Source organism: Nitrosomonas supralitoralis (assembly GCF_003011925.2).
Taxonomy (GTDB): Bacteria; Pseudomonadota; Gammaproteobacteria; order Burkholderiales; family Nitrosomonadaceae; genus Nitrosomonas; species Nitrosomonas supralitoralis.
Genome location: NZ_PXXU01000033.1, coordinates 15014 through 38818, shown reverse-complemented (window position 1 = coordinate 38818; position 23805 = coordinate 15014). Strand labels below are relative to the sequence as shown.

Sequence of the window (23805 nt, the reverse complement as noted above, 5' to 3'; positions counted from 1 at the left end):
TAGCCGATCAAATCTTCATCCATAATGTGATGAACAGCCATCGCGCTTAATGAAATTGTCTTGTTCGGCTCGAACCTGCGATGAAATATTTCTTTAATTTTATCTTCAGACAAAGAATGTACTGAGTCTGGCTCAATCCAGGCCGCCTCAATAATTTCCGGCTCATCAATCCCAGTTGTTTCAGTGTCAAAAATAATAGCCCTGGACATGATTACGCAACCTCTTTGTCATCGTTATCATCGTTTTGCTCTTCGTGCCAGTCTTTGAAGCCATTTACCCATTCAATAACAAGTTCTGCTGCAATAATTGGGCAATCTGCTTGTGTCTTACCTTCCTTGGCGGCTTCATACCCCTGCAGGTAGGCCGCATCCAGGTCTGCCTGAGTAATAACACTTTCAGGCAAGCCAATAATTTCCCCCGTTTCAGGATTAACCGCTGACGCATCACCCATGCCACCGCCATCGTTGTCGTTATATTCATGGCCAAGGTCCATGGCACGCTGATCATCCTCGCCGGCCACTTGATTTATTCCCTGGGTAAACTCACCCGCATCTGCAACAACGACTAAAACAGACTTGCTATCGCTGGCCGCTTCATATAGTCCTTCCAGATTTTGTGAGTGCACTCCGAACTTGATAACCGCTTTCACGCCGTCTTTGATCGTTATTTGATCGAGGTTCCCGGCGACTACCGTGCGGTCTCTTGAGGCTATGGTGTAAACAGCCATGCGCACGTTATCCTCAACACGGCTGCGCAGTCGGTCGATAACATCATCCTGCTTTTTCTTCGACATTTTGGGCCATACGTCAGGAAGCAACTTGATTTCCGTTACAAGAGCACCAAGCAAATCTTTGCCCACTGTATCCGCTGTCATTTGTCTGAAATCATTTGATTTTTGTGTCATATTAATTCTCCATGTTGATTCTTAAGAGTTGATCTGAGGTGGTTTACTCATCACTGGCTATTCGCTCAAGATGCTCTCGTTGTGCATCGGAAAGAAACATGCGTCTACCGAATTCTGCGTATTTGCTGCTTAAATCTGATACGAAATTTTCTTCCCAATCGTTTGCTGCATTCATACGGGCGTCTTCGAGCAAACCTTCAAACTCGTCATCTTCGTAAATGTCTTGTATTTGGCTCATGATCGACACTTCCCCATTACCTATTCCAAATTGAAACTTGCTCTTTTGGCTGGCTGACGAGGTTGCTTTTCATGATTAGCCTCGTCAATTAATTGCTGCTTGATGCGAGCCTGTTCTTCGGGTGTAGGATCTTCGCTCTTTGCTTCTGGCTCAGGTTCTTTTTCTGGTTCAGGTTCTGATTCTGATTCTTTGTCCAATATTTCGCCGGTTTCATTGTCTATATCAGCATTGATTTCTTTCTCTTGCGAATCCTTGCTGGATGTTTTTAACGCATCAATATCTACCGAATAACCCCCATATCCGTCTGGTGACGCATCTATTACCCTTGAGTCCTGCATTTCTTCCACGGATTGCAATCCCATAAGTAATTCTGGCGCGTACAGTTTTCCGAAGAAGCTGGCTGTTCGGTATCTGAGCATAACTTCGTCCATTGTTTTCCATTTGCTACCGTTTTTGCTGTACCAGCCTTCTTTCACGGCCATTTCAATGGATACCGGCGGAGATTCAATTCTTTCTCCGGTTTCCTTCTCTTTTGCCCAGGCAACACAAACCTTGTCTCTAATTTTTTCAGTCAGGATTTTTGTTTTCTTTTCCCTGCTTTCCCAATACGTAGCGTTATATTCAACGCTCTTTTCACCCAAATCTTTTATCTCAAAACGTAGCGGAGAGAACCTTCCGCAGCCATTGACGGCGGCGATAATCCATTGCGACGACCAACTCGGTCTACCCTCTACAACATAGAGATTCTGCATTACCATCAATACATCAGCCCCCATTCTTTGCGACATATTCAGAGCTACAACGCAATTGGCTAGAGCGTTAGGATTAGGCCCTTTCTTTTCGTCGTGAGCGCGATACTGAACAGGTACTAGTGTGCTAGTCATTAAAAGTTTGGCCGTTCTTTGCATTAACTCGAAAGCCTGAAGCGATCCGAATCCTGGCGTGATTTCTGGTAGCCTTAGTTCAGTGGGCTGATGGTTTTTCAAGTCTTTCAATGATGATGTTTCACTCATTTTTATTAATCTCCCTTAAATGTGCATGACTTGTAGCGTGGGCAGTATTTTTCCCCACATAACATTGATTTTGGATTTGGATAAAACCTTCCGGTGCGAAACATATCTGCAGCAAACTCGATCAATCCCGGATTGTCGTTATCACCAACCATGATTCGCTTTGCATTGCTTATGGTTCCCGTGGCTATCTCAGGCTTTCCTTTTGTTTTTAGGCCAATAATCTCAGCGTCTGCCGTGATTTGTTCTCCCGTTGTGTGTTCGTATAAAAGTTCATACGTTCCGATTTGGGCACCGTGCCCCTTTGTTACAGCAATCCCTTTCTGGACCGAGCTTGCTCCGCTTTTTAAATCAGAAATACCGATTCCATTGGATGATTTGTTGATTCTTGCCCGGTCCATGGTTCCGGTGAGCCTTATCACAATCCCGCCGCCACAATCGATATCCATTGGCTTTGTTTCCATTTCCACGGCGATAAAGTCATGCTGTGGTGAGAACTCATTGCAGTATTTTGTAAGCAGAGTTATTCCAACGTTTTCCGCTTCCTGCATGGTTATGTCGTCTTTCATTGGATCAAACTCATTCTCTGGATCGCGCAACTTATCAACCAGAACACCCGCAGCATCGTTTGCTGTTACCGTTTCACCGCTTAATTTTGCTTGATCAAACGCCGCTGAACCGGCATGTATTGCGGTACCAAGCGCAGCACGCAACCCGACAGTGTTTTTCATGTTCAACAAATGGATTCCTTCCCATCTGTAGGCACAATCAAACAATCCAGCCCATGAACTAGCGCGAACCTTTAATGATGCTTCCGACATTTGATCACCTCAATTAAGAATAAAAATCGTCACGATTAACTCTGTTAATCATTGGCGGGATGTACGTCACTAAAGAATCTGGCGCAGCAACACACCTGAGAACTAGCAACGCTTTGCGCAACATAACTATCGTTTCCAGGTTGACCGGCAAGTGCTCAGATAAATTAGGGTCCAGGTAAATTTCTTGAATCTGGAACAATTTTCCCTTGCGAGCGAATACCCAATCACGAATCAGATTTATCACTCGCTGTACCTTTTCTTTTTCGTTATCCGCGGTTGCCAGTTCGCGGAACAAGAATTCTTGGTTTCTGTATGCCGTCAGGTTTCGGACCAGTTTATTTAGCGTTTCCAGCCGATCAGATTGCTGATCTGTTTCAAGATTAAGTTCAAATGATCGATTGAATATCGAAAGTAACTCGATAGCGTGCTGCGTGTTCTTGTAGTGCTGCGTATCGCAATACTCATAGCCATCTAACTCCAACCTTAACTCTTGCATTTGTTCGACTGCAGCTATCGCCTCGGCCACAAATTTTTCGACCGGTGATTTATCTGCTTTGGTTTTGGGTTTGTCTGAATCCCATGAATTGCCACCAAAATCAGTAAAAACTTCTGGTATCTCTTCACGCATGCACCGATTGTTAGCGCTATTAACAACCCCTACAGGAGTCGCTATTTTTTTGTATATTAACCAGAGGGCACCGATTAAATTAGAAGGTCTCGCATTTAGTTGTGCGTTCATTTAGTCACCCTTTTTATTCTTACATCGCCCTGGAAGTTTTCACGCAGCAGAGCTTGCGCGTAGTTAAATGCAGCCCAATAATTAAGAAAATTCTGTCTTGGTACAAAGCTGCAACTGCCTTGAATTGTTATTCGGTATCTCATCGATTTACACCCCCGCCGCACAGAGCTACACTTTTCTTCTCTTCCAGGCACTGCTCGTAGTCAGAATTGCTTGTGTAGGCGATTGCCGCGAATATCACTGCGACTAATAGAATCGTTAATGTTTTTGCAGTCATTGCGCCATCTTGTGCTTTATAGTGTTTGTAATCCATGATCTACTCTCCTTCTAACCGGAGCTTTACGCTCCGGAGGTAAGAATTGCTTGCTAGAACAAGTTAGGTGCAAAAACGAACTGCTTAACCTTGACGCACAGTCCTGTGAATCGAATCAAGCCAGCCTGAACAGTTCCACTTTTGGTTGTGGATTCCATTGGTATCACTGATTCTTCAATTACTTGTTTTGCGTCAGTGCAGTCCTGTTCTTCTCCAAAGCCTGGAATGTTTATAGCCACATGATCCACGCCGCTTGTATTTTGATGAGCAATGCTGGCAACCCCGGCTAGGGTATAAGTCTCAACTGTGATGTTTCCTGCTGCATTTGCCGCATTCACGAAAGTAGAGGACAGAATAATCATCAGCAATAAAGTTGCTGGTTTCATTTTAAATCTCCAATGTTTTATTAAGTTTATTCATCAACTTGTTCAGATCTGGTGAGTTTTGATGAAGTTTTCTCAAGCACCTACGCTTACGATTTATGGTGTTTGATAAGATAAAACAATAGCAAATGCTGTTCATTAAGTCAATAGCAAATGCTATCTATATTGCGTAGGGTTAATCGAAATAAGAATTCAGGACAAATTCAGTGCAAAACTACTAACGAGACGGAGGTTTAAATGGATAAATCTGATGCGGTGCTAAAAAAGAAGGAAATGAAACAGGAAGAAATTGAAACGTTGAAACGAATGGCCGCGCAATGGCACAATTGGGCAGAGTGCAAGTTTAAATCAGCAAAACATTATCCTAAAGAACGCTTCGGCCGGAAATTTGTTGAGCATGGCGCAACGTGTTATAGAAATTGCGCGTGGGATCTTGAAAGAGAAATTAGGAGATTGGAGGGATATGAGGAATAGATGGGATATTTTCTCGAAGCCAATCCTTAACATATTTAAAAGTAAATGAAGATCCCTCTTTTAAAACATTATTCATGGCACTCTCTTCCATAAAGCATTATTCTTCGCAGCATCAATGAAATCATGCCCATCCCAAGTAACCGTAATTAAGTCGGCAAGGTGTATCTATTGGTCAGATGTGGAATATGCTTACGATAATTTCGAGCCAAAACAAGTCCGGCCTGGTCCATTAAATTAATATGGTATGAAATCTGGTCTGAAGAATAATCTTCAATCTCTGGGTTACCGAAAAATTCACATTCCTGTTCTATTGCACATAATAATATATTTCTAACAAGGTTAAGGTCACGTTTCATAGCTTTCATGTTAGAGTTTAATTCATAAGACTATCATATAAAAAATTAAACTCCATACAAAGTCAGTACAAAACTACTTAGGGGTTGGTTGTTGCTGGCAATAAGAAACCCGCCGAAGCGGGTTTAAATATTCCTCATTACTTTGTTTCAGATTCATCGGTCATTTTCTTTTGATCTTCTTTATTCTCATTGTCCAATGTGAAATCAACTTCTACATCTTCTTGAGAACCTTGTGTAATCGTATTATCTTCTAAATTACTATTTTCTTTCGTTTCGTTATCCATAATAATTGTCTTCCATAAATTTAAAAAAATATTGTTCATTTTTGAACTGCTCCGGAATCTGAAGAGACAGAACCATCTGAACCAGGATTTGCGTTACGTTTTTGTTGAACCAAAGGGCTAGTATTAGAGCTAGAAGATAAAGAATTGGATGTATTGTCTTCCTTATAATCACTCCATAACCAAGTGCCGACCCCTACAATAAATAATACGGCCAGAAATATATATATCCATACTCTTGGATTCTTCATTTTTTCAGATGAAATATCGCTATTATGATTGGCTCGTCTATGTATATCATTCATATCACTCTCCACTAGAATTTTAGATGTGTTTGTAAATAAAAATACTTACTTTTTGCCATCTAGTTAGTATATTTAAAAACTTAACAGTTATTTATTCTTGTGGCTCTGGCTCCCTGCTTTAGCATGCTGTTGAGATGTACCTCCACGAGTAGATGATGAGTTGTTCTCATTATCATTTCCGTCTCCTTTATTGCTTTGTCCACGAGCGGAAGTTGATGAGTGCTGATCTTTTGATTGATTCTTCCCTTGCGCTTGACCACCTTTTCTACCTGCCTCAGCAGCTTCTTCTGAATCAAATTCATGAGCAGTTCCCCTTTCATGCGCTACTTTTCCGCCTTTATGACCTGCTTCTCTCGCTTCTTCCGAATCAAACTCATGAGCAGTTCCTTTTTCATGCGCTGCTCTGCCACCTTCACTGGCTATTTCACGTTGTTTTTCCGGATCCATTGAAGCGAAGCCGCGATTAGAGGTATTGTCAGATTGATCATTTTCATTATTTTTAGAAGTTTTTGTATTCATGTGTAGATCTCCATTGATTAATTAACTGGGGAAAGTCCCAGATGGAGCATTCTAAAATTTGAAAATAAAATAATATGTGCGAACACTAACAATACAAGATAATAAAACCTAGCCGGTCTGTGTTATTGTATATACGAGCGATCAAATGGCCGCGCTGTTAGAAAGACTAGTTATATGCAACCCACCGTTATAATAAAATAATTATTCATAAATGTTAGCGAACGCACAAACTTTTATATTTATCCGAGGCATAATTAATATAGATTCGGTTTTCCCCCCCCTTAAATTACCGGATCTTCCAAGTAATACTGCACTTCACCTAAACGGCGCATTTAATTTTATTATCTGCGCCGTTTTCTTATGAAAGAAACAAATAAGCAATTGTGTGATAAATTATATAAAAAGGTACCTATCTAACTTTACTTAAACCTATTTATTCTGCGGCGAAACCTCTGGTTTAGTCCGAATAATTCCTCTTATGAAGACTGTTTTAGGGCCGGGCTTTTTTGTTGTGCGCGTTGGTCTGCACTTGATTTTAATTAACATCTAATCCCAGCATCTCTAGCTTCTTTAATTCAATAAAAGTTTTGTATTCGGATTCAGCATGTTTCATTGCTTCATCTTTAATATAGTCTCTGTAGCCAACAAACACAGGATAACCATTTAGTTCCAGAAGGATGTCTAACTGGTTATGTAATTGTTTCATAGTGAGATGTTTGCCCATAAGCGCAGAAGACTCTGCGAACAATAAAAATTGCTCAGATAATAAGTACATTCTGTATATTTCATCTTCTGTAAGATAGTTTTTCCCTGTTTGAGCTTCACTTTTTGTGGGGATTAAATTTTTTAAGCTAATCAGATCCATATTTTCTATCTCTGCATTTGCTCTATCCAAAAGTAATTGCGATGCAGTCATTTTAGTTATTGCGTGATGAAATTTATTTTGCAAAGGAATAAAAGGAACGTATTTCATCGGAAGTTGGCTCATAATCTGAGGCGGATAATTTAAAACAATCTCTAACTTGTTCGAATACATTTTTTTCTCCAGCCCGAAATTACCATATTTTGGCGGCTAATTTATTTAACTTTGCGGGGTCTTGCCTTAGCAGAGCCTCGTTTATTACATAGCCATCTCTTATGTATTGCTTGATTATTCCGGTTGCCCAGATTCTGAATTGAGTGGCTTTCTGCGAATTTACTCGATAACCCACAGAGATTATGGCGTCAAGATTGTAATGCTCTAAATTTCGATTGACTTTCCTACCGCCTTCTGTTTGAACTGTTGCAATTTTTGCAACAGTTGCTTCTCTTTGTAATTCTCCAGTTTCGAATATGTTCTTTAGATGTTTTGATATTCCTGAATCATCAACATTAAAAAGCTTTGACATATTTTCCTGAGTGATCCAGACAGTGTCATCATGGAAAATAACCGGCACGCCTACATTCCCGGCATCTTCGTTGAGATACATCACTGAGTTAAGATTTTCTGAATTATTCATTATCAATATTTCAAGCAGTCACTGTTCAACATTCACCCCATTTTGCACATACAACCATCGTCTTCACACCAATACCTTAAGCTACTTACCTTTTGGCCCCTCTCTTGCTTCCTTGCTTCCTCCTGATCCAAGACTCTTGATGGTTTCAAGTGCAGCTTCTTGTTTTTCAAGTGAGGCATTCACGAATCTCTTGATCCGTTTTAATTGTTCGAAATCAAGCTTTCCATTATTAAGTCCGAGGAATTCCAATAGATCACTCTCGTCACCGAAAAAAATTTCGTTTGTCTTTGATTGTTTTCTCCAAGGATCAAAATAATATTTAGGTAGAGTTGAGTTATCCTCCATTTTTCTTGCTGCCTTAAACCCGAATGATCTACTCCCGTTTTTTAGCTGAGAAACATAAGTTGGTGAAATAGGGGTTTCTGCATCCTCTTTAGAATATTTTCTGCAAAATGGTGCAATACCACCACTGGAATCTATAAGTTCCATTAATAACCTAACTCTTTCTGCTATTTCTTCCTTTTCATCCATGGGATGAATTCTGTTCTGAGTCTTATGATAAGTAAAATCGCAAATGCTGTTGACTTGATAAACAGCATTTGCTATCGTATTTTGCATGAACCTACAGGCCTATTTATTAGAAATTGATACGAATGCTGGATTAGCCAGAAAACTTGATGTTGCTCCATCCCTTGTAAGTCAGTGGAGGAATGGAACAAGACCAGTCCCATTCGAGCGCTGCCCACAAATTGAATTAGTCACAGGTGGTTTAGTAACACGGAAAGATTTATGTCCGGATACTTGGCACAAGTTATGGCCAGAGCTTGCCCAAAAAGAACAAACCGATTCGGAAAAAGCAGCATGATTTTCCATAACAACATTATGAGTGCTGTAGTTAATAAATACCACGACCATCAGAAGGGAGATTGACCGAGTGAGTATTAATAATTTGGTGTTCAGAATAGCCAAGAAATATGGAGTCACGGCGCTTGGTGAAAGTCTTGGAATCAATACAAATACATTCAAGAATAAAGTAAATCCAAATATAGACACGCACCATGTCTATGCGCATGAACTTGATCTGATAGCAACCATCGCGGATACGGATGAAATTGCGCAGTATTTCGCTGAAGAACGCGGATTAATGTGCATCAAAAAACCCAATTACGAAGGTTTGTCCGACACGGCAATACTGAGTCTTCACCTGAAATTATCTGAAAAACAAGGGTTGTGGGCTAGATCTGTCAGTAGCGCCATTGAAAATGGCTCTATAAGTTGGGATGAATTAGAAGAGATAAAGAGCGGATACAACGAGTTTGCGGTCGCTGCGGCAGAAATAATGTGTCGTCTCGAATGCTACATGGCCGTCACTGAAGAAAAAAGATTACTTCGTTCGGTCAAGAAATGAATAAAAGAATCCACCTTCCCTACCCTGTGTGGAGCTCACGGCACAAGGCCAGCGAAGAAATCATCCTGTGTAGTCCGATGGTCTTGATTTACAACGTCTGTATAGCTGAGATTGTCGATAATGGTCTCAGTTTTTCCAGGAGCTTAACCGCTCTTGGTTTTTTTATCCTCGTGCTGGCAGCCACCAGCAAATTCGCCAGCCTGTGTGTACTCCGGGCTGGTATTTTTTTGGGGTTTAAGTATGGCAGTGACGGTTAAAAAATAGGATAAAAAATGATAGATAATTTTTTAAACAAACTTGAACTAGCTCTATCTGATGCCCTTGTGACAAGAATTCAACGGCTTAATTTAAGACATCAACTCTTAAGAATTATGAGGGCGAGGTAATGCCAAATCTCTTACTTAATGAAGGCAGTGATCTGATAAGCAATATTGTTCCTTCCTGCAATAAATGTAACTCCAAGAAAGGTGTGAAAATTGGCCAGAATCAGAACAGTTAAGCCTGAGTTCTGGACTTCAGAACAAGTCGTCGAATGCTCTCCGATAGCTCGTCTAATGTTCATAGGAATGTGGAATTTCTGCGATGACGGCGGTAATCATCCTGCTAGTTTTAAAACTTTAAAAATGGAAGTTTTCCCAGGTGATGAAATTTCATTATCACAGATTGAAGAATATGCTAAGGAACTTTTAAAGAACGATCTAATTGTTGAATACGATGGTGGAAATGGCCGCCGATATTGGCATGTAACAGGTTGGCATCACCAGAAAATAGAAAAGCCAAACAAAAAACATCCTCCATATATTCCAGGATCTATAGAAGACCATTCGACCCCGGAAGGGAAGGTAAAGGAAGGGAAGGTAAGGGAAAAGGAAGAAGTAATAACACACACTTATTATCCCTCCCAACAGAGTAGCCCCCCAACACCAGCGGCAAGCGTGTGTCTTGCCATCAAAAAAATCGGAATTATCGATTTAAATCCTTCTCATCCTGAGCTTTTGATGCTCATCGACGCGGGTGCAACGATTGATGAATTCATGCATGCAGCACGAACGGCCAAGGACAAAAGCAAAGGATTTGCCTACGTTCTCGGGATCGTGAAAGGGCAGCGCACGGAAGCGGAAAAGGCGAAAGGAAAGGTGCTGCAAGGCAAGATCCCGAACAAGGCAGACGCGTTGCTGCAGAACAATCTTGAAACAGTTAGCGATTGGAAACCACCAGAAATGAGGGCGATGAAATGACTGAAAATGACTTTGAAAAATTTCGTGAAGGATTGGCGGGAATTTATGGGTTTTACGATAAGGAAATCAATACCTTCGTACTGGATATTTGGTGGAATGCTTTAAAGATTTACGACCTGCCAGCCATCATCCAGGCGTTTAACCGCCACGTGATCAACACCGAAAGCGGGAAGTGGTTACCAAAGCCTGCAGACATCATCCGCATGCTACGCGGGTCAACCCAGGATTCGGCAATGTCAGCATGGGCGAAAGTGGATAAAGGTGTGCGTCACAAGGGAACCTATGTCGATGTGGTTTTCGATGATCCGCTGATCCACCGTGTGTTGCATGACATGGGCGGGTGGATTGCCCTAGGTCAAAAAAACGAGGATGAGTGGCCGTTCGTCGCGCGTGAATTTGAAAACCGGTACAGGGGTTTCAAAGAGCGTAGCGAATTACCTGATTATCCAAAAATATTGACTGGCATAGCCAACGCACACAATGCAGCAAAAGGCCACAAATTGCAGCCATGCGTGATGATCGGAAACGAGGATGAATGCAAGCGAGTTATCAACGGTGGAACTGATAAACCCTTGATCGGGTTCAAGCAAGTCGGAGAAGCTTCGGCAGATTTGAAGCTTGTGTTCGACGGATCAAAAGAGCCAAAAAAAGCTTAACCATGCGTCAAATAACCGTTCCAGATTGGTTAAAGAATCTACCCGGTGACTCATCACTCAACAATCGGGACATGATCAGTTTGTTCGGTTATTCGGTTAAAGCAAGCACAAATCAATTATTCAAAGATGGCTTGATACCGAAACCAAGCTGAAGTCAGAAAGGTTTGCGTGCATTAAGAAGCATCAGTGGTGTACGTAAAAGATGTAATTGAGTTTATTAACCAAAAAGGAGTTTCAAAATGAAATCAAGCATTTTTGTTTCAAGTTTAGTGTTTTTGTGTCTCTCTCTGTTTTTGTCATTTTCGGCTTTTGCAGCAGATCCTTTTTATCAGTTCACGGTAGCTAAGAACGGTCATGTTTATGCGACGGTCGAGCCTAGTAGCGCTTCTTACGAAAACCATATGTACGCTGTTATTAACGGGGTTAAGTCGGGAGTTTTTCTGAACAATCATTCGCCAGTTGGAACCGTTGTTGACTTTGGTAAATATCACAAAGGAGATCACATTCAATTCCGCATGGATGTTATGGACACAGGGGATACGTGGTGGTCAAACCCCGCAAAGAATTCCGATCATTTACAGCACATGAGAGTTGAATTTGATTTCAAAGGCTTGCACCTGCACACAGGGTTTGAGGACATTCGCGGCCTCGGTGATTCCGACTACAACGACATGGTTGGCTACTGGAAAAATGTGCACGTTTCTGCCGTGCCAGAGCCCGAAACATACCTGATGATGCTGTTCGGATTGTTAATCGTTGTGTATGCGGTTAAGTCAGGAAAGTTTAACCAGAAATCCAGCTAAGTAAAGTTTAAGCGATCAAGTTTAACTAGCGAGGTAATCATGGCATCAAAAGAGAGTGAAAGATTGGTCAGTTGGTTTGACGACGTGCTGAGAAGCGTTGCGGATCGGTTACACAAAATTGACGTTGAAAAAAAGAAATCCGAAATGGAGTTGGATAAAACAAAGCTGGAGCGAGACGAAGCAAACTTTGAGCTTAAAAAGTACAAAAATAGCATCAATCAAGAAAGACTCAAGACACGTCAGGCTAAGACAGGGCGGATTGCACCTTGCTTTGGATGATAGCAGTGTGCATATGCTTTGCTATTTATTTTACCTGGTCGAAGTTGGGTTTGTGAAAGGCGTGGGCGGGGCGTCAATCTTATGTCAGAGCAGGGTAGGGCGCCCACAGTCAAACAAGCGTGTGACTTTATCGATATTTGTCATGACCCCGAATATAAAGAACTATGCATCAAAAAGTGGGGCGAATGGTTCGGGGATAATTTAGAGATTGCTATCCGGCGCGAACTGGAAGCAAGGAAAAATACTAAGGGCAAAAAGTAATTTGAAATTTCAGTTTCCTGGCTGCTGAAAATATAAAGAGCCAGGGCAAAGAACCATAGGTACTTTGAGGATTTACTTTTTGGGTTGAATCACAAGCACTTGAAGTACCTATGGTTGTTTGATGAGTAGCCGGTACGAACCGGATCGATTGGAAAAGCTGAAAGTGGAGATAACAAGGTAGTGAGATGCAACAGAAAAAAGATAGCGCAGCCAGCATGAGCGATATTACTTCAATTACTAATTAAGAGGTATCTATGAACATCGTAACCCTATCAAGTGACCAGCTCGTAACGACCACTTTCGCTATTGCGGAAGGTACCAATAACGATCATGCGAGCGTTATTAAACTTGCACGAACTTATCTGGTTGATTTAGAAGAGTTCGGAAGGGTCGGATTTCAAATCGCACCCTTTGAAACCGCCGGTGGAGTCCAGCAGCGTGAGATTGCAGTTCTTAATGAACAACAATCTACATTATTGATGACCTATATGCGGAATAACGAGGTGGTTCGAGAGTTTAAAAAGCGTTTGGTTAAAGAGTTTTGGGCAATGTCGCAGAAAATGCGGCAGCAAGCGCAGAACCCTGCAAACCTATCGCGGCTGCAGTTACTTGAAATGGCCATGCAAGCGGAGCAAGAAAGAATGCTGCTTGAGAATAAAGTCGAAGAACTATCACCCAAAGCGGATGCACTTGATCGTATCGCAACCCATAGCAACGGCTCATTTTGTGTGCGCGATGCCGCCAAAACCCTTCAAATCCAAGAAAAGAAATTCAAACAGCTATTGTTTGCTGAAAAATGGCTATACAGACGGCCAATGGGAGCTGAATTGCTTGCTTACTCTGACAAGCTGCAGAGCGGATTGATGGAACACAAAATAACCAAGGTGGATAAAGATGATGGATCTGAGCGCATTTTTACGCAAGCGAGAATTACCGCAAAAGGTTTGGCTAAATTATCAAAGATGCTTGCTGCTAACCGGCCTGATCAGTTGTTTGCTTAGGAGGTGGCGGAAAAATGTCTGATGTTGTGGCTATTTCAGCTTCAAGAGGTGCTTATAGAGAAACTGCTGATGGCTCTCTGGAAGTGAAAATTATCATAGATCCTCGTTTTAAAGATGATTTTCATCGTATTTTTAGGGAAAAAGACATGCGGGTTGCGCTTGCACCATTGATACCAAAAGCTGCCGGCCTGGATATCCATACCACAGAGATAACAACTAAAACCCCAAACAGACTGGCTCAGGCAATGCACCTGGATGGTTACTTCCGCAACCCGAAGTTATGGACCGGCATGGAAATAGCTGAAGTTTACTCTCAGGATGACCATAAAAAGGTCGTGGAAACACTTCCATGTTGCGGTACCAAATTCGCAAAACATATTAACTGTGATGGCGATGTGGTGGGACACCACGTCAAAACATCATCCAATTCAGGTGTAGGAATCAAGCCGCTGCACTGGTACCTGGTGCCATTGTGCCATAACCATCATATGGCATGGGCTCACGGTTCACACGCTGGATCGGCAACCCATGAAGATCGGCATGAAGTCCTTTTGCCGCACGCGGTAGCTCTTACAGCCAATCAAATGAAGGTGTACGCGAAGAAATTGATAGGAATCAGCAGCCTTTCCGAGATAACAATCGATTTGCTTAATACATTTGAAGAAGAAATCTTTGGTGAGGTAGTGAATAAGTATGAGTGAAATTCAATTTGTGATACCAGGTCAACCGGTGGCAAAGGGCAGACCAAAAGCGGCAAGGCGCGGTAAATTTATCACGATGTATACACCGGCTAAAACAGTTTCGTATGAAGGGCTGGTGGCGCACGCTGCAAGCGTTGCAATGGCTGGAAGATCATTAATACAGGGCGCTGTATCGGTTGAATTAGACATTAGATTGCAAATACCCGAATCATGGTCAAGGAAAAAGCAGAAATTAGCCATTGATGGATTGATCGCGGCAACCAAAAGAAGCGACATTGACAATATCACAAAAGGAATATTTGACGGTATGAATGGCGTTGTCTGGCGCGATGATGGGCAGGTTGTTGAAGCAAAGCAAAAGAAGCGCTACGCAGAAACCCCCGGCGTTGTCGTGATAGTTCGTGAACTTGATTTGGAGAACGCTTAACAATGGATGATGTAGATAATGCTAATGAGTTCTTTCATGAAGCTCACAGTAAGAACATAGCGAATATTAGAACCCAGGCAGCAAACATACCCGCTGGCATATCCGGTGAGTGTTATCAATGCGGCGAGGAGTCAAAGAGGTTAATAATAGGCGCGTGTGCACCTTGCAGGGATAAATACAACCTCATTTAATCACGTGGAGTGATCGTTCTATGGCTAGAGTCGTCAAGTATATTCCCAAAACAGAAGATCGAATCCGTCTCGTGAAAATATTAGGTAAACGTTTGCGTGAAGCGCGTGAAATTCACGGTCTGAGCCAGAGTCAGGCTGCAATGCGCCTTGGATACGCCAATTCTTCAAAGCTGGCAAAGATTGAAGCCGGATCGGATACCAATTCAATCCCGCTATGGCTGATTATCCGTGCAGCGAGGCTCTATCACGTTTCAATCGATTTTCTATTTGGCGAATCGAGCGATTGGGAAATGAGCGCCCAGGCTGTAACTGAAAGAGATACCCAAAAATGGCTATTTGAAGCATGGGAACAAGCCAGGCGCGAAGATATGGATAAGGTCAGGCGACTGCAGGACAGAATCGATGCTGTGACCTCATTCATGAAGAACTTCTTTGAGTCTGCGGTTGACCTGGAAATAGCAATGGAAAAATTCATTGAGCTCAATCCACAATTCAATGATATGAAGGGCAGCAATTCGCTTCTTACCAAAGCGGATAGGATCGCTGAATTGACCAAGAAATCACGCACCAAGCTGGAAATATACGCAGAACTAGCCAATGGTATCAATCGATTCAAGATAGACCCCAATCCACAACCACGGCTCTTTACGGATTAACCCATGGCAGCCAAACCGAAACTAACCCAGGAAGAGTGGGATGCGGTGAGAACTGCCTGGGAATTTGACCCCAGGGAAGGTTACTCATGGTTGGTTACTGAATTGAACCTGCCGGTATCAAGACCCGCTATAGGTAAGGTTGCGGCGCGGGAAGGGTGGAAAAAATCCAAGGTTACGCAAAAGAGCGAAACCATCAAAGAATCTGCCGCAGAGAAACCATCGAAACCTAAGCTACAAAAGGCTCAGAGCAAGAAAAGCGCCGCCAAGGTTACGAAGGTTACGCAAAATTACAGCGAAACCTTGAGCAAAACCATCAGCGAAACCATGGAGAAACCATCGAAAAAGAAGGGGGGGCAACCTTCTCTTTATAGGGAGGAGTATGCAAAACAAGTACATAGATTGTCACTGTTGGGTACCACAGACGAAGAGATAGCAATTTATTTCGACGTGGCAGAGCAGACAATTAACAACTGGAAAAAAGAGCATCCTGAGTTTTTGGAGTCCATGAATAGAGGCAAGCTAGAGTCTGATTCAAGGATTGCAAAAGCCACCTACAAATCGGCACTGGGAAAGCACTATGTCGAGGAAGAAAAAGTGGTGGGTAATGAGGTTGTTATGACTAAGAGACAAATCCCCCCGGACGTTTCTGCGCAGCGCATGTGGCTGTTTAATAGAAGGCCGAAGCAGTGGAAGAACAAGATCGAACTTAAAGAGGAAATCAACTTAAACGTATTCCCGCCCAAAGAAGAATTGGACGCCATCTACGCCAAAGCGCTTGAGGATGCCAGGAAGGTAAACGAGACGCTTCTTGGACGGCGTGAGCGGCTTGGAGTTGTTATCGATAATGAAACCGGCCTGATTGATGATGACCTATGAATAAGCGAGTATTGCTGCCCGAAGATCCGCGATGGTTGCCATTTTGCGAACGCTACTCTGGAAATATTGAGCGTTTCGCTATTGAAGTAGTCGGAATAACGCCATCATATCAGCAGATGGAACTATTCGGCAGCGTTTCCCCTTCCAGGTCACGCACTTCCGTGGCTTCTGGTCACGGCACAGGCAAGACAGCCGGGATCGCTGTTATCGTTTTATGGCATCAATTATGCTACCCAATGTCGGTCACATTGCTGACTGCAAACGATATGGACCAGCTAAAAGCTACCGCATGGAAAGAAATAGGCATATCTCACGAACGTATCCGGCGTGGAAGGCATGGATGGATTGCAGAACACCTTGAAATATTGGCTGATGCCTCGTGCCGGATAAAAGGATTTGAAGCTATCTGGTTCACTGAAAGCAAGACAGCCAACGAAAAAACCGCAAACAAAATGGCCGGCCGACACGGTGAATGGTTGCTTGTGATTGGTGATGAGGCGTCAACGCTTCCAGATGCGGTTCTGACCACATTATCGGGGGCTCTAACCGAGCAGCATAACCGAATGTTGCTAACCAGCCAGTTTACGCGCAATGCCGGTTTCTTTTATAGAACACAGAATGACCTATCGATTGAGAATGGTGGTGAGTGGACTAATTTAAGGTTTAGTTCGTTCGATTCTCCATTTGTGAGTGATTCTTCGCTCAAAGAACTGTGGGATCAGTACGACGATGACGAGAGAAACGTTCGCCTGTTAGGTATTTCACCGCAAGATTCATCAAAGCACATGATGAACAGGAAAGTGGCTGAGGCTATGTACCGGCGCGGTCGAATAATCAAAGACAATGAGAACTATGGCTGGTTGGTATTGGCTGATATAGCGTCAGGTGAAGGTTTGCGCGATAAATCAGCGTGCGTTTTGGCGCGTGTAATCGGTTATGGTGACATGGGCCCGGATGCGCGCCGGGTGGAAGTCGTCAAAGTGCCCCTATTAACCAATAAAATCCGCTCAAACACGTTCGCTGGTTACGTTTCAGACAACGGAGCCGATCTGTCAAACGTTACGTACGTAATTGATTCGGGTGGGCTCGGTATTAACGTATGCCAAGACCTTGAGGACATGAATAAGGTTGTGCACCGCGTGAATTGGGGCAATCCATGCTTCAAGAATATAAATAAGGATAGATATCTCAATCTACGGGCCCAGGCTATGCACCAGGCAGCCAGAGCAGCGAAGGACGGACGGCTATCGATTTTGACCGGCGATTATCGTAATCAGATGTTGGATCAATCCGCACGAATACCCAAAACCTTCACTGATAAGGGTCGTATCCGAGTGCCACCCAAGGGCGCTACTGAATGGGACGGAATGGGCTCACCTGATCTTTGGGATGCTGTTTGCTTTGCGTTTCTTGAAGATGTGAGTTACATCGTGTCAGGCGAGGCTGGTATGGGTGGGTTGGTTAATTCTGCGGCTGATACCGCACTTAAAAAAACCGAAGAAATGTTTAGTGATGTTTGAACATGATGCGCTCGAACCAGTTGTCCCTGTCGTAGCTGGAAAAGAAAGCGTTTGAATTGTATAACTCGGGCAGTGTGCATGTGGAAAAGCGATGGATCGTTTGGCCGTTCTGGCCGCATCGATTGCTGAAACTAAAGAAATTGATAAGCTTTCCGAAATGGCTGGTATTGAAAACAATTCAGTAGTGCCTGTATCTACAACAATGTCAAATCAGCCCTTCAGGGAATCGGAAAATGATGAAAAGAATTAATCGTGATAAGGAAGGTTTTTTTAATGTAAATCTAAGCCAAAATGAAATTGTTACACTTGTATCTGGCTATATCCCGTATATTATTTTTGAAAGAGACCCTGAAATTCCTGAAGGTGAATTTTTGTGGATTAATTATGCCTCCAAAGAAGAAGACATCGTTCCACCTATTATTGACCCTTTTCCATGCCGGATTCTTTCTTATGTGTGTTTTGTTAAACCGATTCACATACTTACGCTTTCTGCTGATGAATTTAGTATTGATTTCATGGAGATGATTGAAGAATTTAAAGCAAAGGTGGAAAAAACTGACGAATATATCCGATCCACTATATCGTTACCAAAGGCAGCATTAAGTCCCTTCAATTCTCTGAAAGCCCAAGGGTCGCGCCGTTGATCGGTCCTAATGGTATATGTTTCATCATTGGTCTATTGAACCGACCGGGGATGGCCGCAAGAATGTTAAGTATGGCTGGCCAGAGTATTAGTAATTAACATCCGCACCCCTAAATGTTAGCTACTGAACAGAACTATCTTGTTTCTGCGTTTATTCTCTAACATGATGATGGAAAATGGAGAGACGTTTTGATCATCAATTAAAATAAGCTTCATAAAAATCTATTGAGGTGAAAATTATGAATTACAGTGAAAAGAAAATCTCGCGGCGTAAGATAATTAAATTCATGGCGATAGGTGCGACATTTCCGATTATGAATAGCGTAATTGGCCAAGCACAAGCAGCAAAAGCTTCCAAGGAATTAATGAAATATCGTAACGAACCAAACGGGGAAGAAAAATGTAGTAACTGTATGCAATTCATTCCAGGTAAAACAACTGACAGTGAAGGTGAGTGCAAAGTTGTGGAAGGCAGTATTAGTCCTAATGGCTGGTGCACTGCATATGCCAAAAAAACATAAATTAATCACTCCACTTTGTGGCCCTAATAAAACAGCATTTTAGTGTTTTAATATTTGATGTAAAGATTTATACTTATTTTGTCTCACTTTGTTTGATTGCTAGAAATAAACTTTTAATTAATTGTTGCTATATTAGGGGTGAATCCTATGAAAACAGATAAACAAGTAGGGACAGCGTGCTATTCATTATTCAATCATCTCCAAAATATCGCTGATATGCATATTCCCGAGATTGATTATGAAACGGCTTTCGAAATTCCTGAGACTTCTTTTCAATTACATACTATTGCATTTTTGCATAACTTACGTTTAGCTGCACTTGAAAACAATTTTGCCAATCTTTTGACGAGTTGTTATTGCGAATCTGAAGACTTTGAACAGTTTCAACGTTTAACTCCATTCTTGGATTCTAAAAGTCATTTATTGTGTTTCCAAACCTTGCAACCCTTTCATCAAGTAGACGAGGATACAGTTCTTGATTTTTTCATGCAATTTGCTGTCGATTTCTCAAAAAATATTGAGTTAGATAAATTTATTCAATTTAAAATTTTTCCTTTCATGTACAGTTTTAAAATACACAAAGAAGAGACAGTTCATTTATTTCCAGAGCATCCGCGAACAGCAAGCCATTTACTGCATTAACTTAAAACCTTCTCACTCTCAAGGGGTCGCGCCGTCGACCGGCGCGAAGGGTATGACCCCTTAGAGAGCATGCTGCCGGATTCCTAATAAGATTGGTTTAATAATTACTTCTCATTTTACTAAGCAAAAGATTTTTACCCATCCACAATTGCATGCTAGTGCAAACATCATTGACGTAGTAGTATTAATACCCTACTAATATAATGGATTTAAGGAAATATTATGAAATCGAAACTCGGAATTTTAGTATTAGTTATTTTTGGCTTATTAGTTTCCAGTATGCAAATGAATGCTTTCTCAATGGATATGGGACAAGCTGTTCAGAACGCTAAGACCAGTGCCGATCATGAAGCCTTAGCTAAATATTTTGAGGATAATGCGAAGGAAATGCAATCGAAGCTCCAGGACCATCAGAAAATGTATGAACAATATCAATCAGAGAGCCAGCACTATGGCAGACAAGGAGTAGATATGGAAACTATGTGCCGAGGTTTGATACGTACATATGAACAAGCTGTAAAAGAGAATATGGAAATGGCAGCGTCTCATCGAAAAATGGCTGCAGAAGTAAAATAACATTTGTTCGGTTTCTAGAAATCTATAAGATTCTTTAATTTAATTTTCTAGGAATTGAAAGAAATTAACATATCCTAGCAGAGGAGCGATACACCACTAGCAGCCCCGACTCCTGTAACTCAGACTGACTCATTTGCAGTTGCCCAGCACAAATTAATCGTTCTAATTAGTATTTATTTGTCGTGGTCGACTGTTCACAAATCGACACTTGCGTATCCAGAAAACAAATTGAAACTGTTATGGTCATCAAGCGCAACGTTTGAATATTTTTCCAGATACCTGTAATGCGACTATTAATTATGGTTGGATTGTTACTAATAAGCTTTGAATGAAATTGAAAATTTGGTTAGACTTCGATCATATTCTAATGAAATATTAATTCAGCAAGGTAGAATTCATTTCCTATTCGCCGAATTATAATTATTACTAACTTGTTCTAAAAGATTGAATGAAACCCAAAATACACGATTTTATTAAGATTGCAAAAAGCTTAAAGTTAGAAGCTTGGTTGTATTTCTTTATTTATAGAGGATTCAGACTAATCAGTAAAAAATATGGAGTACGCATTTCAACAAACAACTATGGTTATTACCCGACAGAATTAGAATCTGATGATATGTATCAGCTCCAACTGTATGATGAATATGTCAATCTTTTACACAGTGAAAATAGTGAACAAGTTTTAGAAATTGGTAGCGGTGCGGGTGGGGGACTCATGCACATGCAATCACGTTTACCTAAATCTAATTTCACAGGTTTAGATAGATGTAAAGAAGCATTAAAAACTTGTAAATATTTTTTTGGTGAGCAACAAAACAGCATCAAACTATATAACAATATCAAAGATATTTATGCCGATGGTAGAAAATTTAATGCTGTAATGAGTGTAGAAACAGGTATATACAAAAATCCTCATATTTTTGAAGATGTTCATAATTTACTAAGTGATAAAGGAATTTTTATCTATTACGATAATGTCAACTTTGGTAAGTTAGACAGAATCGTTAAAACTATTGAATCCCGTGGTTTTAAAATAGATGTTATGAGAGACATTACTGAAAACGTATTTAAGGCATGCGAACATGACACACCAAGGCGCGTGGAGATTGTAAAAAAATATCTTCCAAAATTATTAAGACCATTTAATAACGAGATACTCCGGTATATGTGCGTAAAAGACACATCGCGTTATAACAATTATAGAATAGGTAAGAAAAGGGCATTTTTGCTTAAAGCAAGTAAAGTTAGCAATCATTTAAATAAAGTTTTCTGATTATTATGAGTTTTCGATTCTCTATAAAAATTTATTTTATTGGCTCAGATGACAAAACGAACCCTTAAATTTTTCCGTTTCCATCAAATTAATTCCTCTAACATTCTTAATATCGTACCTATTGAAGGGTAAAAGCTATTTTATATGAATCTTGAGAAAGTGGTTTTTGGTTTCTTTATTGTACTGGCGTTGACGCTTAATTTCGGATTTGTCATTGGGGACATTGACAATCCTGCGCATCATCATCCTTATGAATTATATGCCGCTATTATCGTCAATCTCATTGCAACGGTATTAAAGTTTGGAGATCGCACCCAGATAGGAGCTGTTCACCTATCTACAAGCTTGGTCGCTGATTTACAACTTATTATGGCAGCAATTCTTTATGCCGCGGTAGGTGATACGCCTGCCGAACTTATTATGATTAATCATGTTGTTTCATTAGCAGGTGGAGCTTTGCTGGCAAATATTGTCTCAGTCATTCTTTTAATAGCTGAGACGCTTAGCCTTCGACGTTAAATAGTCAATCTTATAATTAATCCAAAATTAACTATGAATCCGAAGAGATTCAAATTTGAATAATATCGTTTTCCTCATTCTGCGGCGCATTCGCGCTCCTCTTATCGCAGTAATTATCAGCTTCGGTATAGCTGTTCTTGGATTGACGCTGATGCCAGGTATTGAGGTCGAGGGAGAAATTTTCTATCTGTCGCTGTTCCAGGCGTTCTATATCATTAGCTACACAGCTACTACTATTGGTTTTGGGGAAGTGCCGCATGAATTCAGTACAACCCAACGTCTTTGGATGACATTCTCCATCTATCTGACAGTTATTTCGTGGTTCTACGCTATTGGTAATATCATCGCACTGTTTCAGGATGTTAGCTTAAATATTGCTATTACTACATCTAGATTCACTAAAACTGTTAAACGCCTACGTGACCCTTTCTATATTATTTGCGGATATGGTGAGACTGGTAGTTTGTTAGTTAATTCACTTGATCGCATGCATATACGAGTTGTCGTGATTGAAATCCTGCAAGATCGAATAAACGATCTTGAGCTGGAAGATTATCAGTATGATATTCCCGCATTATGTGCTGATGCGCAACTGTCCGACGTTTTGATTAAAGCTGGGATAAGGCATTCAATGTGTGCAGGGATCGCAGCACTGACTAATAATGATCATGCAAATCTTGCGGTGGCTATTGCAGCTAAGATAATAAGCCCATCTTTGATGGTTCTGGGTCGGGCTGAGAATGCTGATACAGCAGCCAATATGGAATCTTTTAAGACAGATCATATTATCAATCCATACACATTATTCGGGGATCATTTGGCAATGCAAGTACATGCGCTCGGCATTTATCTGCTTCATGAATGGCTCACGGGTATCCCAGGACAAAGTCTCCTTTCCCCAGACTGTCCGCCTATTGGCAAATGGGTAGTATGTGGTTATGGGCGTTTTGGCAAGTCAGTCGTAAATAGTCTGCAACGCGAAGATTTCACTATCACTATTATTGAGGCCAATCCGGAATTAACAGGATGTGAAGAGTGTATTATTGGGAACGGTACCGAGTCTAAAACTTTAGAAGAAGCTGACATCAAAAATGCTCTTGGTATTGTCGCTGGAACAGATAATGATGTAAATAATCTTTCTATCGTTATAACTGCGCGAGAAATGAATCCAGAATTATTTGTAGTCATTCGCAAGAACAAACGCTATAACGATATTTTATTTGACCACTATAAAGCTAACATTACGATGCAACCCAGTAACATTATTGCACATGAATGTTTGGCGCATATGATATCTCCGTTACTTGCAGGTTTTCTATCTCTAGTACGTATCCAAACTAATGTATGGGCTAATCAGTTAATAAGCCGATTAGTGGACACTATTGGAGAACAAGTGCCTGAGACCTGGACGATCATAATTGATGATTTTCAGGCTCCCGCGGTAATTACTTTATTGTCTCAGGGAGTAACTGTGACACTTGATAATCTGGCGCGCGACCCTAGCAACCGCGACACTAAACTGGAGCTCATACCTTTAATGTTGATACGTGATGGTATTCCATTGTTGCTTCCTGCTTGTGACTTTCATATTAAAAATCATGATCAAATATTATTCTGTGGTCGGATGAATGCAAGAAAAACATTTTCTATTGTGTTGGGCAATTATAATGTCTTGAGTTATATAATTAGCGGAGAAGTAATAGCGGATGGCCTGGTATGGCGTTGGCTGAATAAGAAGTTTAGGAGAAAGGCAGGCACGCTTCCGTAATTAT

40 protein-coding genes are annotated in these 23805 nt (G+C 41.3%); 24 read left to right on the top strand and 16 right to left on the bottom strand.

What is annotated here, in order from left to right:
- The 8 genes from C7H79_RS11200 to C7H79_RS11170 all read right to left on the bottom strand — a co-directional run.
- Window positions 1-209 (bottom strand): 3'-5' exonuclease (locus C7H79_RS11200; RefSeq protein ID WP_258577637.1); only part of this gene is annotated, 209 nt, incomplete at its 3' end.
- 2 nt (window positions 210-211) lie between these two features.
- Window positions 212-904 (bottom strand): cell division protein FtsK, encoded by a 693-nt coding sequence (locus C7H79_RS11195; protein ID WP_106707353.1) that lies wholly within the window; start codon window positions 902-904, stop codon window positions 212-214.
- 43 nt (window positions 905-947) lie between these two features.
- Window positions 948-1142 (bottom strand): hypothetical protein, encoded by a 195-nt coding sequence (locus tag C7H79_RS11190; protein WP_106707352.1) that lies wholly within the window; start codon window positions 1140-1142, stop codon window positions 948-950.
- A gap of 20 nt (window positions 1143-1162) precedes the next feature.
- Window positions 1163-2155 (bottom strand): hypothetical protein, encoded by a 993-nt coding sequence (locus tag C7H79_RS11185; RefSeq protein ID WP_106707351.1) that lies wholly within the window; start codon window positions 2153-2155, stop codon window positions 1163-1165.
- 5 nt (window positions 2156-2160) lie between these two features.
- A complete protein-coding gene (locus C7H79_RS11180; RefSeq protein WP_106707350.1) occupies window positions 2161-2973 on the bottom strand; it encodes a PD-(D/E)XK nuclease family protein in 813 nt (270 codons plus the stop codon).
- 13 nt (window positions 2974-2986) lie between these two features.
- Window positions 2987-3712, bottom strand: a complete 726-nt coding sequence (locus C7H79_RS11175) for a hypothetical protein (protein ID WP_147383593.1) — start codon at window positions 3710-3712, stop codon at window positions 2987-2989.
- Between the two features lie 139 nt (window positions 3713-3851).
- Entirely contained in the window at window positions 3852-4025 is a 174-nt protein-coding gene (locus C7H79_RS17970; protein ID WP_172592418.1) for a hypothetical protein, read from the bottom strand.
- A 53-nt stretch (window positions 4026-4078) separates the two neighbouring features.
- Window positions 4079-4411 carry a hypothetical protein gene (locus C7H79_RS11170; protein ID WP_106707348.1) on the bottom strand — a complete coding sequence of 111 codons (333 nt, stop codon included), beginning with the start codon at window positions 4409-4411 and terminating at the stop codon, window positions 4079-4081.
- Window positions 4412-4645: 234 nt separating this feature from the next.
- On the opposite strand from C7H79_RS11170, the gene C7H79_RS11165 reads away from it, so the two are divergent.
- Window positions 4646-4882: a hypothetical protein gene (locus C7H79_RS11165; protein ID WP_106707347.1), complete on the top strand. Its 237-nt coding sequence runs from the start codon at window positions 4646-4648 to the stop codon at window positions 4880-4882.
- A 72-nt stretch (window positions 4883-4954) separates the two neighbouring features.
- On the opposite strand, the gene C7H79_RS19475 is transcribed toward C7H79_RS11165, so the two are convergent.
- The 8 genes from C7H79_RS19475 to C7H79_RS11130 form a co-directional block, all read right to left on the bottom strand.
- Window positions 4955-4999 carry a hypothetical protein gene (locus C7H79_RS19475; protein WP_374058009.1) on the bottom strand — a complete coding sequence of 15 codons (45 nt, stop codon included), beginning with the start codon at window positions 4997-4999 and terminating at the stop codon, window positions 4955-4957.
- 29 nt (window positions 5000-5028) lie between these two features.
- The gene (locus C7H79_RS11160) at window positions 5029-5238 is read right to left on the bottom strand and encodes a DUF2513 domain-containing protein (RefSeq protein WP_172592417.1); all 210 of its coding nucleotides are present in this window, start codon (window positions 5236-5238) and stop codon (window positions 5029-5031) included.
- A 137-nt stretch (window positions 5239-5375) separates the two neighbouring features.
- Complete coding sequence (locus C7H79_RS11155) at window positions 5376-5561, bottom strand: hypothetical protein (RefSeq protein WP_106707345.1); 186 nt, start codon at window positions 5559-5561, stop codon at window positions 5376-5378.
- Window positions 5558-5824, bottom strand: coding sequence for a hypothetical protein (locus C7H79_RS11150; RefSeq protein WP_106707344.1), 267 nt, complete (start codon window positions 5822-5824; stop codon window positions 5558-5560). Before C7H79_RS11150 ends, C7H79_RS11155 begins: the two co-directional genes overlap by 4 nt.
- Before the next feature lie 87 nt (window positions 5825-5911).
- Window positions 5912-6343 (bottom strand): KGG domain-containing protein, encoded by a 432-nt coding sequence (locus C7H79_RS11145; RefSeq protein ID WP_106707343.1) that lies wholly within the window; start codon window positions 6341-6343, stop codon window positions 5912-5914.
- Between the two features lie 535 nt (window positions 6344-6878).
- Window positions 6879-7379: a RhuM family protein gene (rhuM, locus tag C7H79_RS19250; protein WP_106707342.1), complete on the bottom strand. Its 501-nt coding sequence runs from the start codon at window positions 7377-7379 to the stop codon at window positions 6879-6881.
- Between the two features lie 19 nt (window positions 7380-7398).
- On the bottom strand, window positions 7399-7842 hold the full coding sequence (locus tag C7H79_RS19245) for a virulence RhuM family protein (RefSeq protein ID WP_106707341.1): 444 nt from the start codon (window positions 7840-7842) through the stop codon (window positions 7399-7401).
- 81 nt (window positions 7843-7923) lie between these two features.
- A complete protein-coding gene (locus C7H79_RS11130) occupies window positions 7924-8373 on the bottom strand; it encodes a hypothetical protein (RefSeq protein ID WP_147383592.1) in 450 nt (149 codons plus the stop codon).
- An 85-nt stretch (window positions 8374-8458) separates the two neighbouring features.
- On the opposite strand from C7H79_RS11130, the gene C7H79_RS11125 reads away from it, so the two are divergent.
- The 23 genes from C7H79_RS11125 (at window position 8459) to C7H79_RS11010 (ending at window position 23801) form a co-directional block, all read left to right on the top strand.
- Window positions 8459-8707 (top strand): transcriptional regulator, encoded by a 249-nt coding sequence (locus C7H79_RS11125; protein ID WP_106707339.1) that lies wholly within the window; start codon window positions 8459-8461, stop codon window positions 8705-8707.
- Between the two features lie 69 nt (window positions 8708-8776).
- Complete coding sequence (locus tag C7H79_RS11120) at window positions 8777-9250, top strand: phage regulatory CII family protein (protein ID WP_106707338.1); 474 nt, start codon at window positions 8777-8779, stop codon at window positions 9248-9250.
- A 385-nt stretch (window positions 9251-9635) separates the two neighbouring features.
- On the top strand, window positions 9636-9749 hold the full coding sequence (locus C7H79_RS19470; RefSeq protein WP_119983663.1) for an HNH endonuclease: 114 nt from the start codon (window positions 9636-9638) through the stop codon (window positions 9747-9749).
- Window positions 9727-10488: a hypothetical protein gene (locus C7H79_RS11105; protein ID WP_106707336.1), complete on the top strand. Its 762-nt coding sequence runs from the start codon at window positions 9727-9729 to the stop codon at window positions 10486-10488. The genes C7H79_RS19470 and C7H79_RS11105 overlap by 23 nt, the downstream gene beginning before the upstream one ends.
- Window positions 10485-11144, top strand: a complete 660-nt coding sequence (locus C7H79_RS11100; RefSeq protein ID WP_106707335.1) for a DUF6475 domain-containing protein — start codon at window positions 10485-10487, stop codon at window positions 11142-11144. Before C7H79_RS11105 ends, C7H79_RS11100 begins: the two co-directional genes overlap by 4 nt.
- 2 nt (window positions 11145-11146) lie before the next feature.
- Window positions 11147-11296: a hypothetical protein gene (locus tag C7H79_RS17965; protein WP_172592416.1), complete on the top strand. Its 150-nt coding sequence runs from the start codon at window positions 11147-11149 to the stop codon at window positions 11294-11296.
- 87 nt (window positions 11297-11383) lie between these two features.
- Entirely contained in the window at window positions 11384-11947 is a 564-nt protein-coding gene (locus tag C7H79_RS11095) for a PEP-CTERM sorting domain-containing protein (protein ID WP_106707334.1), read from the top strand.
- Window positions 11948-11986: 39 nt separating this feature from the next.
- On the top strand, window positions 11987-12226 hold the full coding sequence (locus C7H79_RS11090; RefSeq protein ID WP_106707333.1) for a hypothetical protein: 240 nt from the start codon (window positions 11987-11989) through the stop codon (window positions 12224-12226).
- Window positions 12227-12307: 81 nt separating this feature from the next.
- On the top strand, window positions 12308-12487 hold the full coding sequence (locus C7H79_RS11085) for a hypothetical protein (protein WP_106707332.1): 180 nt from the start codon (window positions 12308-12310) through the stop codon (window positions 12485-12487).
- Between the two features lie 254 nt (window positions 12488-12741).
- Window positions 12742-13488: a phage regulatory protein/antirepressor Ant gene (locus tag C7H79_RS11080; protein ID WP_106707331.1), complete on the top strand. Its 747-nt coding sequence runs from the start codon at window positions 12742-12744 to the stop codon at window positions 13486-13488.
- Between the two features lie 14 nt (window positions 13489-13502).
- Entirely contained in the window at window positions 13503-14189 is a 687-nt protein-coding gene (locus C7H79_RS11075) for a hypothetical protein (protein ID WP_106707330.1), read from the top strand.
- Window positions 14182-14616, top strand: a complete 435-nt coding sequence (locus C7H79_RS11070; RefSeq protein WP_106707329.1) for a RusA family crossover junction endodeoxyribonuclease — start codon at window positions 14182-14184, stop codon at window positions 14614-14616. Before C7H79_RS11075 ends, C7H79_RS11070 begins: the two co-directional genes overlap by 8 nt.
- A gap of 211 nt (window positions 14617-14827) precedes the next feature.
- A complete protein-coding gene (locus C7H79_RS11060) occupies window positions 14828-15463 on the top strand; it encodes a helix-turn-helix domain-containing protein (RefSeq protein ID WP_106707327.1) in 636 nt (211 codons plus the stop codon).
- 3 nt (window positions 15464-15466) lie between these two features.
- Entirely contained in the window at window positions 15467-16339 is an 873-nt protein-coding gene (locus C7H79_RS11055; RefSeq protein ID WP_106707326.1) for a hypothetical protein, read from the top strand.
- On the top strand, window positions 16336-17859 hold the full coding sequence (locus tag C7H79_RS11050; protein WP_106707325.1) for a hypothetical protein: 1524 nt from the start codon (window positions 16336-16338) through the stop codon (window positions 17857-17859). The genes C7H79_RS11055 and C7H79_RS11050 overlap by 4 nt, the downstream gene beginning before the upstream one ends.
- A gap of 91 nt (window positions 17860-17950) precedes the next feature.
- Window positions 17951-18109: a hypothetical protein gene (locus tag C7H79_RS17960; RefSeq protein WP_172592415.1), complete on the top strand. Its 159-nt coding sequence runs from the start codon at window positions 17951-17953 to the stop codon at window positions 18107-18109.
- Entirely contained in the window at window positions 18093-18503 is a 411-nt protein-coding gene (locus tag C7H79_RS11045; RefSeq protein ID WP_147383590.1) for a hypothetical protein, read from the top strand. The genes C7H79_RS17960 and C7H79_RS11045 overlap by 17 nt, the downstream gene beginning before the upstream one ends.
- A 238-nt stretch (window positions 18504-18741) precedes the next feature.
- Window positions 18742-19023, top strand: a complete 282-nt coding sequence (locus tag C7H79_RS11040; protein ID WP_106707323.1) for a high-potential iron-sulfur protein — start codon at window positions 18742-18744, stop codon at window positions 19021-19023.
- A gap of 147 nt (window positions 19024-19170) precedes the next feature.
- Complete coding sequence (locus C7H79_RS11035) at window positions 19171-19665, top strand: hypothetical protein (RefSeq protein ID WP_106707322.1); 495 nt, start codon at window positions 19171-19173, stop codon at window positions 19663-19665.
- A 222-nt stretch (window positions 19666-19887) separates the two neighbouring features.
- Window positions 19888-20241 (top strand): hypothetical protein, encoded by a 354-nt coding sequence (locus C7H79_RS11030; protein WP_106707321.1) that lies wholly within the window; start codon window positions 19888-19890, stop codon window positions 20239-20241.
- Between the two features lie 448 nt (window positions 20242-20689).
- Window positions 20690-21514, top strand: a complete 825-nt coding sequence (locus tag C7H79_RS11020) for an SAM-dependent methyltransferase (protein ID WP_106707320.1) — start codon at window positions 20690-20692, stop codon at window positions 21512-21514.
- A gap of 144 nt (window positions 21515-21658) precedes the next feature.
- Complete coding sequence (locus C7H79_RS11015; protein ID WP_106707319.1) at window positions 21659-22033, top strand: DUF6394 family protein; 375 nt, start codon at window positions 21659-21661, stop codon at window positions 22031-22033.
- Between the two features lie 55 nt (window positions 22034-22088).
- Window positions 22089-23801, top strand: coding sequence for a potassium channel family protein (locus C7H79_RS11010; protein WP_106707318.1), 1713 nt, complete (start codon window positions 22089-22091; stop codon window positions 23799-23801).
- Window positions 23802-23805: the final 4 nt, after the last annotated feature.